A 17,226-nucleotide genomic window follows, 5' to 3' on the forward strand; every position below is an offset into this window, starting at 1 on the left:
AAGGCTGCCCCCACTTTTTCCTTGCCCACAGAAGGTGCTTTGTCTACCGAACCCGGCGTCTGCATCATCGGTTTCGGCTCCCGCGGCCTCGGCGTCCTGGAGCGGATCGTCACCCTGACCGCGGCCCCCGAATGGGGCGCCCGGCCCTTCACCGTCGACGTCGTCGACCCGCGGTGCGACGCCATCGGCATTCACGACCCGGCCCAGCCGGATTACCTGTTGCTCAACACCACTTGCAGCCAGGTCTCGCCGTTCCCCGAGGAGGCGACCGTCGGCGACACCGTCGGCGACCGCGGGCCCAACCTGTACGAATGGGTGCGGGAACGCGGCCTCCGGCTGGCCGAGGACGGCTACACGCTCGGCTCCGAAGGCCGCGAGATACGCGCGGACGACTACCTTCCGCGCCGCATCCTCGGCGAGTACCTCTCCTGGTTCCTCCAGCGGGTCGTGGACCGCGCGCCCGGCCACCTGGTGATCCGCTTCCACCGGACGGAGGCCGTGGAACTCACGGTCCTGCCCGACGGCAACCGCCGTGTCGTCCTCGACGACGGCGGCGTCCTGACCACCCCGTACGTCTTCCTCACCACCGGACACACCCCGCCGGCCGCCCTGCCCGAGCAGGACCGGCCGCTGGGGGAGCACCGCAGGGTCCGCGAGATCTACCCGCCGGTGAGCCGGTTCGCCGGCATCCGGCCCGGACAGACGGTCGCCCTCGCGGGCACCGGCCTGTCCGGCATGGACGCCCTCGCGGCGCTCACCCTCGGCCGCGGCGGCAGGTACACCACGGTCGACGGGACGCTGCGGTACGTCCCGAGCGGAGCCGAGCCCCGCATCCTGCTGTACTCCCGCACGGGGCTGCCCTTCCGCGCCCGCCCCCGGGCCAACCGGCAAGGCCCGCTGTACGAGCCCCTGGTGTTCACGGCGGAGGCCGTCGACCGCCTGCGGGCCGACGCGCCCGAGGACGGCCTCAGCCTCCACGGCGACCTGCTGCCGCTCGTCCGCACGGAAATGCGCATCGCCTTCCACCTCCGCTGCGCGGGACTGCTCGGCGGCGATGGGAACCGTAGGGCCGAAGACCGTACGGTTGAAGACCGTACGGCTGAGGACCGTACGGCTGAAGACCGAACGGCAGACGCCCTCCGCGAGGCCGTGGCGGCCGGACGTCTGGACTCCGAGCTGGACAGGCTGGACGCCGAGCACCGCGCGGCCTTCGGGCTCCTGGACCCCGAGGAGCTGCTCTTCCCCGAGCCGGGCGACCTCTCCGGCAGCGGCGCCTACCAGGACTGGTACGGCGGCCGCCTCGCGGAGGACCTGGAGCAGGCCGAGCTCGGCCTGGCCGGCAGCCCGCTCAAGGCCGCGCTGGAGGTGCTCCGTGACCGCCGTGAGCTGATACGCAGGGCCGTCGACTTCGCGGGGCTCGACGAGAAGTCCCACGACGAGTTCTACGGGTCCTTCACCGCCGTGCTGAACCGGTCCGTGACCGGCCCCCAGCTGGACCGGCACCAGGAGCTGCTCGCCCTGCTCCGGGCCGGGGTGGCCGCCGTCCCGCTGGGGCCCGAGCCGGAGGTGGCCTGGGACGAGGCGGGCGATCGCTGGCGGCTGTCCTCCACCCGGCTGGCCGAGCCGTACTCCACCACCGCCGACTGGCTCTGCCACGCCACGTCCGGGCAGCCGGACGTCGAGCGCACGGGCAGCCGGTTGCTCGCCGGCCTGGTCCGTACGGGCACCATCCGCCGGCACCGGGCCGCCGTGGGGAACAGCCGGGGCGTGGACCTCACGCGCGGCCTGCACCCGGTCGGCAGCGACGGTGCGGCGGACGAGCGGATGTGGGTGCTCGGCCCGCTGTCCGAGGGCACCACGTTCTACAACCACTACGTGCCGTCGCCGGGCGGGTTCTCGCGGGCGCTGAACGACGCGCACGGGAGTGTGGTGGAGATGCTCGCGGCAGCGGGTGAGGCAGGGGGCGAAACCGCGGCAGAGGTGTCCGAAAAGAAGTCACCCACAGAGACATCATCCGCAAAGGTGGCTCTGTGAACGCTGCTCTCGCAACCCTCCCCATCCTCGTCACGCTGGGACTCCTCGCCCTCGGCGTGCGCGCGCTCTACGCGGCCCTGTCCGCACTGGCCACCGCGATCGTCATCACGGCCACGTCCTTCCGCACCCCGCTCGGCGAACTCGGGCACGCGGAACAGCACATGCTGCCGACGATCGTCGAACTGGCCGCGATCCTCTTCGGCGGCATCCTGCTCAGCGAGCTGATGACGCGTACCGGAGCACAGTCCCGGCTGGGCAACTGGATAGGCAGCGCCTGCAGTTCGCCCAGCCGTGCCGTGCTGCTCGTCATGCTTGGAGTGACGCCTTTCGCCGAATCGCTCACCGGCTTCGGCATCGGCGTCATCGTGGCCATCCCCCTCCTGCGCCAACTGGGCCTGCCACCGGCGAAGGCCGCCGTCGTCGGCCTGCTGGGGCTGGTCACGGTGCCCTGGGGATCCCTGGCGCCGGGCAGTCTGGTCGCGGCGGAGCTCGGAGGGGTCGATTTCCAGCAACTGGGCATCGACTCCGCCTTCCTCTCCGCACCGGTCTTCCTCATCACCGGATCGGCCGCGCTGATCGTCGCGCTCGGCGTGCGCCGTGCCGTGGCCTCGGCCGGTGACCTCGTCCTGGCCGTTGCCGCCCTCTGGGGCACCGTCTGGGCCGTCAACACCTTCATCGGCGTGCCGCTGGCCGGCGTCCTCGGCGGACTCGTCACCATGGTCGTCCTGCTGCTCGTCTCGCGGCTGCTGGAGCAGGACGGCGCGGGCACGCGGCGGGAGCCCATCGGCCGGACCCTCTCCCCGTACGCGTTCCTCGTCATCGGCCTCCTGATCAGCCGGCTCATCCTGGAGTCGGCGGGTGTCAAGGAGGGGTGGTGGACGGTCGTCGCCGGCCCCGGTGGCTGGCTGCTCCTGACCGCCGCCCTCACGCCGAAGCTGCTGGGGGCCGGTGAGCCCGTGCTGGGCACGGCCGCTCGCGCGGCGCTCGGCCGCTGGTGGCAGGTGACCCTGACGACGGTCGTGTTCCTGACCCTGGGCACCCTGCTCACCGTGACCGGCATGAGCCGGGAGCTCGCCGAGGCCTGCGCCTCGATCGGCTCCTCCTACCTCGTGCTCGCGCCCTGGATCGGCGCCATCGGCGGCTTCCTCGCCGGCTCCAACACCGGTGCCAACGCGATGTTCGCCGCCAGCCAGGCGAACACCGCCGAGGCCCTCGGCTACTCCACCGGCCACCTCGTGGCGGTGCAGAACGTGAGCGCGGCGCTCGCCTCGGGCGCCTCCAGCGCCCGCGTCGTCCTGGCGGCGCAGCTGGCGGAGAACGCGCCGGGGCCGGCGGCCGCGGCGGTCGTGCCGGAGCGGGAAGCCGTATCCGCATCGGGGGGCCGCACGGCGACGCCGGTGCTGCAGGCCCCGGCGGAGGTGGAGACGGCGACGAGCCGCCCGGTCGACACGCGCTGGGTGCTGCGCACGGTGCTGTCGGTGCACGCGCTCGTGTTCCTGACGACGGGAGCGATAGCGGTCGTGTGGCAGTAAGAGAGAAACGAAAGACGCAAGCGCGGAAGAGCGTAAGCGCGAAAGAACGAAAGAGCCGACCGACAGAAGAACCGTAGAACCGTAGAACGGAAGAAGTGAAATGACGCACCCGGTAGTGCTGATAGCCGACCCACTCTCGCCCGCGGCGGTCGACGCGCTGGGCGAAGGTGTTGAGATCCGCCATGTCGACGGTACGGACCGGGCCGCGCTGCTGGCAGCCGTCCGGGACGCCGACGCCCTGCTCGTCCGCAGCGGCACCCGCGCCGACGCCGAGGTCATCGATGCCGCGCCGCGCCTCAAGGTCATCGGCCGGGCGGGCGTCGGCCTCGACAACGTCGACGTGGCCGCGGCCACCCGCGCCGGCGTCCTCGTGGCCAACACGCCCACGGCCAACATCGTCAGCGCCGCGGAGATGACCTGCGCACTGCTGCTGGCGGCGGCCCGTAACGTCCCGCAGGCCGGCCACGCCCTGAAGCAGGGTTCCTGGGAGCGCAGCCGCTTCACGGGCGTGGAACTCTCGGGCAAGGTGCTCGGCGTCGTGGGCCTGGGCCGCATCGGCGTGCTGGTGGCCGAGCGGCTGACGGCCTTCGGCATGAAGGTGATCGCCTACGACCCGTACGTGGTGGGGGATCGCGCCACGGACCTCGGCATCGAGCTGACCGGCCTCGACGACCTCCTCACCCGTGCCGACTTCGTGACGGTCCACCTCCCCCGGACCCCGGAGACGACCGGCCTCATCGGCCACCGGGAACTCCGCAAGGCCAAGCCCACCGCGTACTTCGTCAACGTCGCCCGCGGCGGCATCATCGACGAGGCCGCCCTGACCGACGCCCTGCGCACCGGCCGCATCGCCGGCGCGGCCCTGGACGTCTTCGAGAACGAGCCGCCCGCGGACTCCCCCCTCCTGACCCTGGACAACGTGGTGGTCACCCCGCACCTGGGCGCCTCGACCCGGGAGGCCCAGGAGAAGGCGGGCACCCAGGTGGCGAGGTCGGTGTCCCTGGCCCTGAAGGGCGCCCCGGTCCCGGACGCGGTGAACAATCCGCGCCCCTTCGCGGGGGCCCTCGGCTAAGGCCTGTCCTGACGCTCGCGGACCGTCCCGAAACGGTCGACTCTTACTTCGAGTCTTACTCCGGGTCTTACTTCGGGGCGGTCCAGAGCTGGCGCTTGTACGTGTTGGCCGCGTGCAGCTGGACCTTGGTGCCGTTGGCGGTGCTGCCGCCGGTCACGTCGAGGACCTTGCCGGACGCGACGTGCACGATCTGCCCCTTCGCGTTGACCGACCAGCGCTGGGAGGCACCGCCGTTGCAGTCGAAGAGCTCGATCTTGTTGCCGTCGGTGCTCGCGTTGCGGGCGTTGTCCAGGCACTTGCCCAGCGCGCGGAACGTACCGTCGTTGCCCAGGATCCAGGACTGCGCCACGGACCCGTTGCAGGTGTAGAGCTGGATCTGCGTGCCGTTGACCGCCTTCCCGCCCTTGACGTCGAGGCACTTGCCGCCGAGGCCGGTCACCTTGCCCTGGGGCGGAACGGCCACGCCGGCGCCGGCGGCGAGGTAGCGCAGGCCCTGCGCGTCGAACTGCTGGACGTACGTGCCCACGCGGCCGTCCTGGTAGCCGTGGTTCGCGGTGCACATCACCGGCTTCTCGCCGGAGTCCTTGCCCGTGGCGCAGTCGCCGCGCGTGGCGCTGCGGTCCGCGTGCGTCAGGCCCATGGTGTGGCCGAGCTCGTGGCTGATGTGGTTGCGCATGAACGTCTCGCCCCAGGACGGAGCGGGCTTGCCGTCCTTGGTGAAGAACTCGCTGTCGATGTAGGCGTGCCCGCTGGTCACGGTGCCCGGGATCGACGAGGAGATGAGACCGCAGCTCAGATTGGGGGTCCCCGAGCCGTCGCGGACGATCTTCCAGCCGGTCTGGCCGTTGTCCGCCGGCGGCACGCACGGGCGCTTGAGCACCCCGACGACGATCTCGCCCTTGGGCCGGGAGTAGTTCCAGCCCACGGGGGTGGTGTCGACGGAGATGGGCAGGTTGGTGATGCGCTTCAGGTCTGCTGCGGACGCCTTCACGTAGCGGCTCAGCCAGTCCACGGACTGCTGGTCGTAGAACTTGATCGTGTAGCCGGTCGGCAGTGACTTGGTCATGCCGTTGGCCAGCTTCCACCCCTCGCCCTGCGGAGCCGCGGCCACCGCCGCCCTCGTGTGCACGGGTGCCGCGCCCAGCGACATCACACCGTTGTCGAAGACGGTCCCGTCGGTCGTGGAGACGCCGGAATCCGCCTGGCCGGACGGCTCGTTCGCCGACGCCGCGGCGGTGGTCTCCGTAGCGGCGCCCTCGGAGCCCTCAGTGCCCTCAGTGCCAAAGGCACCGGGCGAGAACTGCGCCGTCGCCGCGATCGCCGCCACGGCGCTCGCGGCGACGACGGCTATTCGGCGCTTGCCGGTAAGTCGCATGTTCAGATCAGCCTTTCCCCGTTGCTTCACTGGCTGCCCCGGACGGTGACCGTCCCGTCCGCCGGGGCGCTGCGATCCTAGGGCGTCCGGCAACCGCAGTGATCAGGCAGCCGGGCCGGCCGTCGAAGCCATTGCCGCCGACACGGACAAGAGACGCGGACAAAAGGGGACGCCGACCGCCGTCGCGGGCTCCCCGCCCTCCATGGGCGCCGTTGTGTCGCTGCTCACACAGGGGGAGCCGTGCCGAGAGATTCACGCGAAACAGCAAGAGGCCTGATCCACTTTCGCGGATCAGGCCTCTGACCTGGTGTTTCACCTGTCGGGGTGGCGGGATTTGAACCCACGACCTCTTCGTCCCGAACGAAGCGCGCTGCCAAGCTGCGCTACACCCCGATGTTCTCCGATTCCCTGATTTCTCAGGTCTCCGGCGCAACGAGCTCTACTTTAGCGGACCGGAGCCCGTAGGTGAAATCCGGTTTCGGGAGGCGTGCAGGTGGGGGCGTACGCGGTCGAGGAGGAGCAGGGTGAGGGCCAGGGCGTAGAAGGCCAGGCCGAAGGTGACGGCGTTGGTGACGATGCCGTCGTAGCCGTGGAGGTCGACGTCCAGGAAGGGGTACGGGTAGCGGCCTTCCGTGCCGGGGTCGAGGAGGGCGCCGCGGACCAGGGCGAAGGGGAGGTAGAGGAGGGGGTAGACCAGCCACTGCGCGGCGTGGCGCAGGAGGAAGCCGCCGGGCGCCGTGAGCAGGAGCCAGTCGAGGGCGGCCGTGAGCGGGGTCACGGTGTGGAGGAGCTGGTTGGCGATCGACTCCAGGGGCGTGCGCTCGCTGGTCATGGCGAACCCGCTGGAGTCGTTCGAGAGCACGAAGTGGAAGACCAGGCCCGTGATCGAGATGTAGAGCAGCACGGCGCCCGTGATCCGCGGGGAGAGGGCCGGGCGCGCGGTCCAGGCGCGGTGGGCGGCCCAGGCGAAGGTGATCGCCACCAGGATGTTGGACTGGATCGTGAAGTAGCTGAAGAGCCTGCCCAGGTCGTCCGAGTCGATCGTGTCCAGGACGATGCCGGTGAGCGCGGCCAGGGCCACGAGCGCGCGGAAGGCCGCCGCGAAGGGGCGGCGGCCGGCCGGGACGACCGCGGAAGCGGGAACGCCCGCCGCGTCGGTCGTGCCGCGCCGGGTGGTGGAGGGGGTTGGGTCGATCATCCCTCCACCGTACGGGCGAGCTCCGGAAACCTCCCCGGCCCGTCGCGCGGCTCAGTCGCGGGGGACGAGAGTGAGGAGGGTGGCCTCCGGGGGGCAGGCGAAGCGGACGGGGGTGTAGCGGTTCGTGCCGCAGCCTGCGGAAACGTGCAGGTAGGAGCGGTGGCCGCCGGCCTTGTGGGTCGACAGGCCCTTGACCCGGTCGGTGTCGATGTCGCAGTTGGTGACCAGCGCCCCGTAGAAGGGGATGCACAGCTGGCCGCCGTGCGTGTGCCCGGCGAGGATCAGCGGGTAGCGGTCGGCGGTGAAGGCGTCGAGGACCCGGAGGTACGGGGCGTGGACGACCGCCATGGAGAAGTCCGCGTCCTCACGGGGACCGCCGGTGACCTCCGCGTACCGGTCGCGCTTGATGTGCGGGTCGTCGAGGCCGGTGAGGGCGATGTCGTAGCCCGCGACCTTGAGGTCCCCGCGGGTGTTGGTCAGGTTGACCCAGCCCGCCGCGTCGAAGCCGTCGCGCAGCTCCTCCCACGGGTTGCGGGGCACGTCGACCGCCGGGGCGTTGCCGTTGAGGCCGTGCCGGCCGCTGATCCGCTCCACCAGATAGCGGCCGGGGTTGCGCAGCTTGGGGCCGTAGTAGTCGTTCGAACCGAAGACGTAGGCGCCCGGGAACTCCATCAGCGGGCCCAGCGCGTCGAGTGTCTCGGGCACGCCCTCCGTGTCGGAGAGGTTGTCCCCCGTGTTGATCACGAAGTCCGGGCGGAGGCCCGCGAGCGACTGCAGCCAGCGCTGCTTCTTGCGCTGCCCGGAGACCATGTGGATGTCGGAGACCTGGAGCACCCGCAGCGGCCGCATACCGGCCGGCAGCACGGGAACGGTCACCCGCCGCAGCCGGAAGGACCGGACCTCGAAGCCGGCGGCGTAGGCGAGTCCGGCAGCGCCGACTGCCGCGATTCCCAGGGGTACTCCGTATCGAGCGCGCATGGGGTACATGGTCGCAGACCATGGGGACTTGCCCGTCACGGGCTGTGGACAACCGGGGGGTTCCGGGAGCTGTCGTTCATCCCGGGCCGGCCCTGCCCCGCGTCCTCCGCCGGCCCTGCCTCGCATCCTCCGTCGGCCCCGCCCGGCCGGTCCGCCCGCCCCGTCGGCTTAATGCGGCGCGACATCCGTCGCCCAATGCGAAGATTGCGGCATGACCACGCTCAAGGCCAAGCTGCACGACGACCTCACCACCGCCATCAAGGCGCGTGACGAGCTGCGCTCCTCCACCCTCCGGCTCACCCTCTCCGCCATCGCCTACGAGGAGACCGCGGGCAAGTCCGCCCGTGAGCTCTCCGACGACGAGGTGCTGAAGGTGATCACCCGCGAGGCGAAGAAGCGCCGTGAGGCCGCGGACGCGTTCGACAAGGGCGGCCGTGCCGACCAGGCCGAGCGGGAGCGCGCGGAGGGCGAGGTCCTCGCCACGTACCTGCCGAAGCAGCTGTCGGACGAGGAGCTTGCCGCGATCGTCGGCGAGGCGGTGGCCGAGGCCAAGGCCGGCGGCGCCGAGGGGCCGAAGGCCATGGGCGCCGTCATGAAGATCGTGAACCCCAAGGTCGCCGGCCGCGCCGACGGCAGCCGCGTCGCCGCGGAGGTCAAGCGGCTCCTCGCCGGCTGATCACCGGCGCATAGAAGCACCGGCGCATAGAAGCAAAGGGGCGCCCGGACCGAAACGGTCCGGGCGCCCCTTCTCGTATGTGTGCGTCTCTCGTATGCGTGCGTCAGCCGCCTCAGCGGCCGCCGTCCTGGCCCTGCCCCGGCTGGTTGTGACGCCCGCCGGCGCCCCCACCGGGCTTGTTGCCGCCCGGCTTGTTGCCGCCGTTGCCCGGCTTGTTCCTGCCGCGCCCGTTGCCGGCCGTGCCGTCCTTGTCGGTGTCGCCCTTGCCGGCGTCACCGCGCTCGCCGCCGCCGACCGCCACCGTGTCGAAGCTCGGGGCCTCCTTGCCCTCCAGGGCGCCGGCCATCGCGTCGCGCCAGATCGGGCCGGGAGTGTCGCCGCCGTAGACCTTGTCGTGGTACTGGCCGCCGATGGTGATGTTCTCCATCTCGACGTCCTTGCCCGGGCCGCCGACCCAGACCGCACCGGCCATGTTGGGCGTGTAGCCGACGAACCAGGCGGCCTTGCGGCCGTCCGTCGTACCGGTCTTGCCGGCGCTGTCGCGGCCGGACAGACCGGCCTCCTTGCCCGTACCGTCCTCGACGACGCCCTTGAGGAGCGTGTTCACGGTGTCGGCGGTCTGCTCGGACATGGCCCGCGAGCACTTCGTCTTCGGCACGGGCAGGCTCTTGCCGTTCGGGCCGGTGGCCGAGGTGATCAGGACCGGCGTGCAGTACGTGCCGCCGTTGGCGAAGGCCGCGTAGGCGGAGGCCATGGTCAGCGGGGACATGCCCTGCGTGCCGAGCGCGATCGACGGGACCTGGTCCATGTCGGCGCCGGAGGCCGGCTTCAGGCCGAGCTTCTCCGCCATCTTCGTCACCGGGCAGGTGCCGATGTCACCGATCATCTGGATGAAGTAGGTGTTGACCGACTTGGCGGTCGCCTCCCGCATCCCGTACGGGCCGGCCTCGCTCCGGTTCTCGTTGCTGACCATCTCGCCGCCGGAGTTCTTCCACGTGCCGGTGCACGTGTCCACGGCGTCCGGGTAGGGCATCTGGTACGGCGACGAGTACGACTTGTTGGGCGAGATGCCCTCCTCCAGAGCGGCCGCCGCCAGGATCGGCTTGAAGGTGGAGCCGGTCTGGAAGCCGTAGTTCGACCCGCCCCGGTTCTTGTCGGCCGAGAGGTTGATCTGCGTCTGGTGGTCGCCGAAGCCGTACGGGCGCGACTGGCCCATGCCGAGCACCTTGCCGGTGCCGGGCTGGACGATCGAGATCGCGGTGGCCACGGAGTCCGACTGGTAGACGTGGTCCGTGATCGACTTCTGCACGGACTTCTGCGTCTGCGGGTCGAGGGTGGTGCGGATCGTCATGCCGCCCTCGTTCCAGCGCTTGGCCCGCGCCTCCTTGGTCTTGCCGAAGACCGGGTCCTTGAGGAAGACCTCGCGGACGTAGTCGCAGAAGAAGCCCGCGCCGCTGACGGCGGTGATGCAGCCGCTCTTGGGCCGGGTGACCTTCAGCTTGAGGGGCTCGGCCTTGGCGGCCGCGGCCTCCTCCGGGGTGATGGCCTTGAGCTCGGCCATGCGCTGCAGCACGGTGTTGCGGCGCTTGACGGCCTCGTTCGGGGCGTTGACGGGGTCGTAGCGGCTCGGCGACTGGACGATGCCGGCCAGCATCGCCGACTCGGCCAGGGTGAGGTCCTTGGCGCGCTTGCTGAAGTAGCGCTGGGAGGCGGCCTCGACGCCGTAGGACTGCTGCCCGAAGAAGGTGATGTTCAGGTAGTTGTTGAGGATCCGGTCCTTGCCGAGCTCCTTCTCCACCTGAATGGCGTACTTCAGCTCCTTGACCTTGCGGCCGAGGGTCTGCTGGGTGGCGACGGCGACCTTGTCGGGGTCGTCGCCGGCCTCCTCGACGAAGATGTTCTTGATGTACTGCTGGGTGAGGGTGGAGGCGCCCTCGGAGACGCCGCCGGACTGGGCGTTCTTGTTGACCGCGCGGAGCACGCCCTTGAGGTCGATCGCGCCGTGCTCGTAGAAGCGCGCGTCCTCGATGGCGACGATCGCCTTCCGCATGTACGGGGAGATCTCGTTCAGCGGTACGACCGTACGGTCCCGCGAGTAGACCTTGGCTATTTCGCCGCCCTCGGCGTCCAGGATTGTGGTGCGCTGGCTGAGTGGCGGGGTCTTCATGCTGGCCGGGATCTCGTCGAACCCCTCGACGGACCCCTTGGCCACCAGTCCGAAGGCCCCGACGGCAGGCAGGGCCAGGCCCGCCAGAACCGCACCGGAGAGCACGCTGACACCTAGGAACTTGGCGGCCATCCGGGTCCTGTTGGACCCCTCGCCCGAGCGCTTCTTACCCATGGAGGGAAGCCTACGTTCTCATTCGGCGGACAGACGCCCGTGTGTTCGCCTACGCTGTTTCACGCCAGTCACTGCGGTGTGATTCAGCATCATCTCTGCCCTCACTCTTGTGGGTGATGAGATGTGTCCGTATTGCCGTCCGTGTCACTTTCTGGGTCTTGTAACCCGGGTGACCTGCCCCGATATGGCGGATTGGTCGGCAATGTCGTCCGCTCACTCCGTTGGGTGATCTGCCGCGTACGCATAGTCCGTTCGGGCCATCCAAGATTGGGCCCGAAGGGGGTGTTGCCCCCTGCCTGCCTTCCGTAACGTCCTCAACTGGCAACGGTGAATATGCCGCTGCCGCCGTGGGGGAGCCCCGATTCGGGAGAGGACGGCGCCAGCATGGGCTGGGTAACCGACTGGAGTGCGCAGGCCGCCTGCCGCACTACCGATCCGGATGAACTGTTCGTTCAGGGCGCTGCACAGAACAGGGCCAAGGCGGTATGCACCGGGTGCCCGGTGCGCACGGAGTGTCTGGCCGATGCGCTGGACAATCGCGTCGAGTTCGGCGTGTGGGGCGGGATGACCGAGCGCGAGCGCAGGGCGCTGCTGCGGCGCCGGCCGACCGTCACCTCGTGGCGCAGGCTCCTGGAGACCGCCCGTACGGAATACGAGCGCGGGGCGGGGATCCTGCCGCTGGGCGACGAGGAGTACGGCGAGTACGCGGCGGTCGGGTAGGGCCGGGGCAGGACCACCACTCCGCTACTCCGCGTCGGCGCTCGCAGGGGCCGGGGCGTCCACCGGGGCGGTGGCAGTGGGCTGGGCGGCGAGGCGCTCGCCGATCTCCCGCAGTCCCGCCAGGTCGTGCACATCGCCGGGCAGGGCGGCCACTTCCGCCACCGCCACCTCCGGGTGCAGAGAGGTGAAGCGGTCGCGCGTGCGGCGCTCACGGTCGAGCACCTGCATGCGCTCGGCGTGCAGTCGCAGCAGGCCGGCTGCCGTCCTGGACGCGTCGGTCTCCGATGCGTCGCTTACATCGCTCTCCGAAGTGCCACCTGTCGAAGTGCCACCCTCCGCAGCACCGCTTTCCGATGCACCGCTTTCCGCAACGCCGCTCTCCGGTGCGTCGCTCGGTTCTCCCGAAGATGCCGGCTGGGGGAGGCCGCTCTCGGGAGAGGACGGAGAAGACGGGGCTGTGGGAGCGTCGGTGCCTGCGACGCGGGCGGTACGTGACCCAGCTTGCCCGCTGTCACGATCCACAATGCCGTCGGCAGCAAGATTTTCCGATGTTCCTGCCGGGGTCGCCTCCGGAGCGTCCGCCGACGCACCCGTGAGCCCCTCGGAGAGAGCCTCCGCCGCGGCCAGCGCCCGCTCCGCCGTCAGCTGGTCGGCCGCGCTTCCGTGCACCCGGTTGAGCACGAGCCCCGCCAGCGGCATGCGCTCCGCGGCCAGCCGTTCCACGAAGTACGCCGCCTCCCGCAGCGCGTCCCGCTCGGGCGCCGCGACGACGAGGAAGGCCGTCCCGGGGGCCTGCAGCAGCCGGTACGTGGCATCCGCGCGGGTGCGGAATCCGCCGAACATGGTGTCCATGGCGGCCACGAACGTCTGGACGTCCCGCAGGAGCTGGGCCCCCATCAGCTTGTTCAGCGGTCCGCTCATCACGGACATGCCGACGCCCAGGAACTTCATCCCGGCCCGCCCGCCGAGCTTCGCCGGCGCGACCAGCAGCTTGATCAGCTTGCCGTCCAGGAACGACCCCAGCCGCCCGGGGGCGTCCAGGAAGTCGAGCGCGGAGCGGCTCGGCGGGGTGTCCACGACGATCAGGTCCCAGTCGTCGCGGGAGCGGAGCTGGCCGAGCTTCTCCATGGCCATGTACTCCTGCGTGCCGGCGAAGCCGGCCGACAGGGACTGGTAGAAGGGGTTCTCCAGGATCGCCCGGGCGCGCTCTTTGTCGGAGTGCGCCTCCACGATCTCGTCGAAGGTCCGCTTCATGTCGAGCATCATGGCGTGCAGCTCGCCACCGGCGGACGAGTCGATGCCGGGCACCCGGCGGGGCACGTTGTCGAGCTCCTCGATGCCCATCGACTGCGCCAGCCTGCGCGCCGGGTCGATCGTCAGGACGACGACCTTCCGGCCGCGCTCCGCCGCCCGCACGCCGAGGGCCGCCGCGGTCGTCGTCTTGCCGACGCCGCCGGAGCCGCAGCACACCACGATGCGGGTGCGCGGGTTGTCCAGGACGGGGTCGATGGCGAGGACGGAAGCGCTGTCGAGGCCCTGACGCCGAGAGGCGCCGTCGAGCCCCTTCCACTGGGGGCCGGTGTCGGGCCCCTTCGGCCGGGAAGCGGCATCGAGACCCTTCCGCTGGGCCGGCACTCCCGCCGTCGACTCTGCTGTCAACGCGCCACTCCTTGCTTCCGCAGTTCGCGCGCCATGCGGTAGAGACCCGCGAGGTCAACGCCGTCGCCGAGCAGTTCCAGTTCGTACGTGGGCAGGCCGAGCTCCGCTATGCCCGCGCGGCCGCGACCCTCCAGGGCGAGCCGCTCGGTGTGCTCGCGAGCCTCGGTCAGCAGCGGATCGACGAGCTGCTCGGCGAGGCCGGGGTTGCGCGCGCCCCCGAATCCGGTGCGCTCCAGGGCGTGCGACAGGGCCTGCGCCACGGCGGCCCGCCGGCCGTTCGCGGCGGCCTCCACGGCCGCTGCGTCCAATATCTCCGGCCGCACCATGTTGATGACGACACCGCCCACCGGCAGGCCTGCCGCACGGAGCTCCGCGACGCCGTCGCGCGTCTCCTGGACGGGCATCTCCTCCAGCAGCGTCACGAAGTGCACCGCCGTCTCGGGCGACTTGAGCACGCGCATGACGGCCTGCGCCTGGTTGTGGATCGGGCCGATCCGGGCGAGCCCGGCCACCTCGTCGTTCACGTTGAGGAAGCGGGTGATGCGACCGGTGGGCGGCGCGTCCATGATCACGTGGTCGTAGGCGAAGCGGCCCGTGCGGTCCTTGCGGCGGACCGCCTCGCAGGCCTTGCCGGTCAGCAGGACGTCGCGCAGCCCGGGTGCGATGGTTGTCGCAAAATCGATGGCGCCGATCTTCCGCAGCGCCCGGCCCGCGCTGCCGAGCTTGTAGAACATGTGCAGGTAGTCGAGGAGCGCCCGCTCGGCGTCGATGGCCAGGGCGAACACCTCGCCCCCGCCCGGCGCCACCGCGATCTTGCGCTCCTCGTACGGCAGCGCTTCCGTCTCGAACAGCTGGGCTATGCCCTGACGGCCTTCCACCTCCACCAGGAGAGTGCGCTTGCCCTCGGCGGCGAGGGCAAGCGCGAGTGCCGCGGCGACCGTGGTCTTGCCGGTTCCGCCCTTGCCGCTGACGACATGGAGCCTGCTCATGAATCGGAGCCTAATTCGTCGGCAACGCCCTTGTGGCGCCAGGTGGCGACATGAGGTCATTCGTTGTCGGCGGGAGGCATTACAGTCGGCCCTATGACCAAATGGGAATACGCCACCGTGCCGCTGCTCGTGCACGCGACCAAGCAGATTCTGGACACCTGGGGCGAGGACGGCTGGGAGCTCGTCCAGGTCGTCCCGGGGCCGAACAACCCCGAGCAGCTGGTGGCCTACCTCAAGCGGCCGAAGCCGTGAGCGCCGTCGAGAGCCGGCTCGCCGAGCTCGGGCTGACCCTGCCCGACGTCGTGCCGCCGCTCGCCGCCTACCAGCCGGCCGTGCGCTCCGGTGCGTACGTCTACACCGCCGGCCAGCTGCCCATGGTCAAGGGCTCCATCCCGGTGACGGGCAAGGTCGGCGCCGAGGTCAGCCCCGAGCAGGCCAAGGAGCTCGCGGCGACGTGCGCGCTGAACGCCCTGGCGGCGGTCAAGTCGGTCGTCGGTGACCTGGACCGCATCGTCCGCGTGGTGAAGGTCGTCGGCTTCGTCGCCTCCGCCCCCGACTTCACCGGCCAGCCGGGCGTCCTCAACGGCGCCAGCGAGCTGCTGGGCGAGGTGCTCGGCGAGAAGGGCGTGCACGCCCGTTCGGCCGTGGGCGTCGCGGTGCTGCCGCTGGACGCGCCGGTCGAGGTCGAGTTCGTGGTCGAGGTCCGGGACTGAGTCCGTCCGGAGCCCAGGGCCTGAGCCCGGGCCGCAGGGAGCCGGGCAGGGGCTGAGCCCCGCCCGGGCCGTCGGCGCTGCCGCCCCCGGCCCTGCCGCCCACCGGCCCTCGTCCCCCTCGAACATCCGCCCGTGAGCGCATAGCATCCGGCCATGTCGACTTCGAACGGTCAGTGGTATCCGCCGGAGTGGCCGGACCGGATCAGAGCGCTCACGCGGGGCGAGCTCGACCCCGTACGCCCCCGCCGCGCCGCGACCGTCCTGCTGCTGCGCGACGGAGCCGACGGCCCCGCCGTCCACATGCTGCGCAGACGCGCCTCCATGGCCTTCGCCGGAGGCGCGTACGCGTATCCGGGCGGCTCCGTCGACCCGCGCGACGAGCGGGACGTGCCCTGGGCCGGCCCCGCCCCCGCCGACTGGGCCCGGCGCCTGGGCGTCGACGCGGCCTCCGCCCAGGCCATCGTGTGCGCCGCCGTCCGGGAAACCTTCGAGGAGGCGGGGGTGCTGCTCGCGGGCCCCACCCCCGGCACGGTCGTCGCGGACACCACGGGGCCCGAGTGGGAGGCCGAGCGGGCCGCCCTCGTCAGCCGCGAGCTGGCGTTCGCCGACTTCCTCGTGCGGCGCGGCCTGCTCCTGCGCAGCGACCTCCTGGGCGGCTGGGCCCGCTGGATCACGCCCGAGTTCGAACCGCGCCGCTACGACACCTGGTTCTTCGTCGCCGCCCTTCCCCAAGGACAGCGCACCCGCAACGCCTCCACGGAAGCGGACCGGACCGTGTGGATCAGCCCCGCCGAGGCCGCCGACGGCTTCGACCGCGGCGAGCTGCTGATGATGCCGCCCACCATCTCCACGCTGCGCCAGCTGCGCCCGTACGGCAGCGCCGCCGACGCCCTGGCCGCCGCCCGTGACAGGGATCTCACCCCCGTCCTGGCCAGAGCGCGACTCGAAGGCGGGGAGATCGTGCTGAGCTGGCCCGGACACGACGAATTCACCCGGCACGTCGCCATGAAACCCTCGGGACCTTCGGAGGCCGACTCATGACATCCGCGACCGAGCTCCCCGGCCGGCCTCGCGCAGGGGCCCTCGGCGGCCCCGCGACCGCCCGCGCGACCTGCGTCCTCGCGCCCAACCCGTCCCCGATGACGCTCGACGGCACCAACACCTGGATCGTCGCCGAACCGGACTCCGACCTGGCCGTCGTCATCGACCCCGGACCACTGGACGAGACCCACCTCCAGACCGTCGTCTCGACGGCCGAGGCGGCCGGAAAGCGCATCGCCCTCACTCTGCTCACGCACGGCCACCCCGACCACTCCGGCGGTGCGGCCCGCTTCGCCGAGCTGACCGGCACGCACGTACGGGCCCTCGACCCGGCGCTGCGCCTGGGCGGCGAGGGACTGGGCGTCGGTGACGTGGTCACCACCGGCGGGCTGGAGCTGCACGTGCTCTCCACGCCCGGCCACACCGCCGACTCGCTCTGCTTCCACCTGCCCGCCGACGGGGCGGTGTTCACCGGCGACACGGTGCTGGGCCGCGGCACGACGGTCGTCGCCCACCCCGAGGGCCGGCTCGGCGACTACCTCGACTCGCTGCGCCGCCTGCGCGCGCTGACCGTGGACGAGGGCGTGAGGACGGTGCTGCCGGGCCACGGCCCTGTCCTCGACGACGCGCGCGGCGCCGTCGACTTCTACCTCGTGCACCGGGCGAAGCGGCTCGCGCAGGTGGAGACCGCCGTGGAGAGCGGCTACCGCTCGGCGTCCGAGGTGGTCGCCCACGTCTACGCGGACGTCGACCAGTCGCTGTGGCCGGCGGCGGAGCTGTCCGTACGGGCGCAGCTGGAGTACCTGGGGGAGCACGGGCTGATCCAGTGAGCTGACCGTGGCCCTCGTGGGCTGCCTGTGCGTGCGGAGCGCGTACGCATGCCGAAGGCCCCTGCCGT

Annotated in this window: 13 protein-coding genes, 1 tRNA gene and 2 pseudogenes; 9 read left to right on the forward strand and 7 right to left on the reverse strand. The window is 71.2% G+C overall.

Going from position 1 to position 17,226, the window contains the following annotated elements; genetic code table 11:
• The first annotated feature begins 39 nt into the window (after positions 1–39).
• The 3 genes and pseudogenes from B7P34_RS04020 to B7P34_RS04030 form a co-directional block, all read left to right on the forward strand.
• Positions 40–2,034, forward strand: a complete 1,995-nt coding sequence (locus B7P34_RS04020; RefSeq protein ID WP_189382428.1) for an FAD/NAD(P)-binding protein — start codon at positions 40–42, stop codon at positions 2,032–2,034.
• Positions 2,031–3,566 carry an L-lactate permease gene (locus tag B7P34_RS04025; RefSeq protein WP_106674380.1) on the forward strand — a complete coding sequence of 512 codons (1,536 nt, stop codon included), beginning with the start codon at positions 2,031–2,033 and terminating at the stop codon, positions 3,564–3,566. The genes B7P34_RS04020 and B7P34_RS04025 overlap by 4 nt, the downstream gene beginning before the upstream one ends.
• A gap of 100 nt (positions 3,567–3,666) precedes the next feature.
• Positions 3,667–4,605: pseudogene (locus B7P34_RS04030) on the forward strand (hydroxyacid dehydrogenase); the annotation flags it as partial.
• Between the two features lie 100 nt (positions 4,606–4,705).
• Here the strand turns inward: B7P34_RS04030 and B7P34_RS04035 are convergent.
• The 4 genes from B7P34_RS04035 to B7P34_RS04050 all read right to left on the reverse strand — a co-directional run bounded on the left by B7P34_RS04035 (position 4,706) and on the right by B7P34_RS04050 (position 8,189).
• Positions 4,706–6,013 (reverse strand): ricin-type beta-trefoil lectin domain protein, encoded by a 1,308-nt coding sequence (locus B7P34_RS04035; protein ID WP_106674381.1) that lies wholly within the window; start codon positions 6,011–6,013, stop codon positions 4,706–4,708.
• 319 nt (positions 6,014–6,332) lie between these two features.
• Positions 6,333–6,406 (reverse strand) — tRNA-Pro (locus B7P34_RS04040).
• A 46-nt stretch (positions 6,407–6,452) separates the two neighbouring features.
• Positions 6,453–7,211: a Pr6Pr family membrane protein gene (locus tag B7P34_RS04045; RefSeq protein ID WP_106674382.1), complete on the reverse strand. Its 759-nt coding sequence runs from the start codon at positions 7,209–7,211 to the stop codon at positions 6,453–6,455.
• Between the two features lie 51 nt (positions 7,212–7,262).
• A complete protein-coding gene (locus B7P34_RS04050; RefSeq protein ID WP_106674463.1) occupies positions 7,263–8,189 on the reverse strand; it encodes a metallophosphoesterase in 927 nt (308 codons plus the stop codon).
• Positions 8,190–8,400: 211 nt separating this feature from the next.
• Here B7P34_RS04050 and B7P34_RS04055 point away from each other — a divergent pair, with 211 nt between their 5' ends.
• On the forward strand, positions 8,401–8,865 hold the full coding sequence (locus B7P34_RS04055) for a GatB/YqeY domain-containing protein (protein WP_106674383.1): 465 nt from the start codon (positions 8,401–8,403) through the stop codon (positions 8,863–8,865).
• A gap of 112 nt (positions 8,866–8,977) precedes the next feature.
• Here the strand turns inward: B7P34_RS04055 and B7P34_RS04060 are convergent, their stop codons facing one another.
• The gene (locus B7P34_RS04060) at positions 8,978–11,206 is read right to left on the reverse strand and encodes a transglycosylase domain-containing protein (protein WP_106674384.1); all 2,229 of its coding nucleotides are present in this window, start codon (positions 11,204–11,206) and stop codon (positions 8,978–8,980) included.
• Between the two features lie 384 nt (positions 11,207–11,590).
• Between B7P34_RS04060 and B7P34_RS04070 the strand changes: the two genes are divergently transcribed.
• Positions 11,591–11,926: a WhiB family transcriptional regulator gene (locus tag B7P34_RS04070; RefSeq protein WP_189382430.1), complete on the forward strand. Its 336-nt coding sequence runs from the start codon at positions 11,591–11,593 to the stop codon at positions 11,924–11,926.
• Positions 11,927–12,526: 600 nt separating this feature from the next.
• Here B7P34_RS04070 and B7P34_RS38225 read toward each other — a convergent pair.
• A pseudogene (locus B7P34_RS38225) lies at positions 12,527–13,435 on the reverse strand (ArsA family ATPase); the annotation flags it as partial.
• Positions 13,436–13,581: 146 nt separating this feature from the next.
• Complete coding sequence (locus B7P34_RS04080; protein WP_106674387.1) at positions 13,582–14,574, reverse strand: ArsA family ATPase; 993 nt, start codon at positions 14,572–14,574, stop codon at positions 13,582–13,584.
• Positions 14,575–14,667: 93 nt separating this feature from the next.
• Between B7P34_RS04080 and B7P34_RS04085 the strand changes: the two genes are divergently transcribed.
• The 4 genes from B7P34_RS04085 (at position 14,668) to B7P34_RS04100 (ending at position 17,158) form a co-directional block, all read left to right on the forward strand.
• Complete coding sequence (locus B7P34_RS04085; protein ID WP_086785308.1) at positions 14,668–14,826, forward strand: DUF4177 domain-containing protein; 159 nt, start codon at positions 14,668–14,670, stop codon at positions 14,824–14,826.
• Positions 14,823–15,287, forward strand: coding sequence for a RidA family protein (locus B7P34_RS04090; protein ID WP_106674388.1), 465 nt, complete (start codon positions 14,823–14,825; stop codon positions 15,285–15,287). The genes B7P34_RS04085 and B7P34_RS04090 overlap by 4 nt, the downstream gene beginning before the upstream one ends.
• Positions 15,288–15,440: 153 nt before the next feature.
• Complete coding sequence (locus tag B7P34_RS04095) at positions 15,441–16,328, forward strand: NUDIX hydrolase (protein ID WP_106674389.1); 888 nt, start codon at positions 15,441–15,443, stop codon at positions 16,326–16,328.
• Complete coding sequence (locus B7P34_RS04100; protein WP_106674390.1) at positions 16,325–17,158, forward strand: MBL fold metallo-hydrolase; 834 nt, start codon at positions 16,325–16,327, stop codon at positions 17,156–17,158. Before B7P34_RS04095 ends, B7P34_RS04100 begins: the two co-directional genes overlap by 4 nt.
• Positions 17,159–17,226: the final 68 nt, after the last annotated feature.

The organism is Streptosporangium nondiastaticum (assembly GCF_003011965.1).
In the GTDB taxonomy this organism is placed as follows: domain Bacteria; phylum Actinomycetota; class Actinomycetes; order Streptomycetales; family Streptomycetaceae; genus Streptomyces; species Streptomyces nondiastaticus.

Excerpts from the sequence above, each read along its gene's own strand:
- B7P34_RS04035 (WP_106674381.1), bottom strand. The coding sequence starts at position 6,013 with ATGCGACTTACCGGCAAGCGCCGAATAGCCGTCGTCGCCGCGAGCGCC.
- B7P34_RS04045 (WP_106674382.1), bottom strand. The coding sequence starts at position 7,211 with ATGATCGACCCAACCCCCTCCACCACCCGGCGCGGCACGACCGACGCG.
- B7P34_RS04050 (WP_106674463.1), bottom strand. The coding sequence starts at position 8,189 with ATGCGCGCTCGATACGGAGTACCCCTGGGAATCGCGGCAGTCGGCGCT.
- B7P34_RS04055 (WP_106674383.1), top strand. The coding sequence starts at position 8,401 with ATGACCACGCTCAAGGCCAAGCTGCACGACGACCTCACCACCGCCATC.
- B7P34_RS04060 (WP_106674384.1), bottom strand. The coding sequence starts at position 11,206 with ATGGGTAAGAAGCGCTCGGGCGAGGGGTCCAACAGGACCCGGATGGCC.
- B7P34_RS04070 (WP_189382430.1), top strand. The coding sequence starts at position 11,591 with ATGGGCTGGGTAACCGACTGGAGTGCGCAGGCCGCCTGCCGCACTACC.
- B7P34_RS04080 (WP_106674387.1), bottom strand. The coding sequence starts at position 14,574 with ATGAGCAGGCTCCATGTCGTCAGCGGCAAGGGCGGAACCGGCAAGACC.
- B7P34_RS04085 (WP_086785308.1), top strand. The coding sequence starts at position 14,668 with ATGACCAAATGGGAATACGCCACCGTGCCGCTGCTCGTGCACGCGACC.
- B7P34_RS04095 (WP_106674389.1), top strand. The coding sequence starts at position 15,441 with ATGTCGACTTCGAACGGTCAGTGGTATCCGCCGGAGTGGCCGGACCGG.
- B7P34_RS04100 (WP_106674390.1), top strand. The coding sequence starts at position 16,325 with ATGACATCCGCGACCGAGCTCCCCGGCCGGCCTCGCGCAGGGGCCCTC.